Origin of the sequence: Plantibacter sp. CFBP 13570, from assembly GCF_014841395.1 — a bacterium.
Classification (GTDB): domain Bacteria; phylum Actinomycetota; class Actinomycetes; order Actinomycetales; family Microbacteriaceae; genus Plantibacter; species Plantibacter auratus.
The window spans coordinates 1-283 of sequence record NZ_JACYTW010000155.1 but is presented as its reverse complement, the minus strand read 5'-3'; the positions used below and the strand labels follow the sequence as shown (position 1 = coordinate 283).

General features: G+C 66.8%; 1 protein-coding gene. It reads right to left on the bottom strand.

Going from position 1 to position 283, the window contains the following annotated elements:
* Positions 1 to 260: hypothetical protein (locus tag IFT89_RS20000; protein ID WP_202939860.1), on the bottom strand; the 260-nt coding region annotated here is incomplete at its 3' end.
* Between the last annotated feature and the right edge of the window lie 23 nt (positions 261 to 283).

Sequence of the window (283 nt, the reverse complement as noted above, 5' to 3'; positions counted from 1 at the left end):
GGGTTGTCGCATTCGTATCCGAAGAGAGCGACGGGCTCGACGCCATACTCGTGCAGCGAGCTGTATGCGTAGCAGTCCATGACGATGTTCTTCGGTTGCGCGTCGAAGTCGATCGCGAGGCCGTCGATCGAGGGGTGCTCGAGGGTGAAGCCGCCGCCGCTGCCGGCGGACTGTTCGGGGGCGGCTCCCGTCGAGGCACAGGAGGCGAGCAGCAGGGCGGACGTGGCGACGAGGACAGCGAGGGAGGACCGGCGGAGCACAGCGAAGACCAATCTTTCGGCGG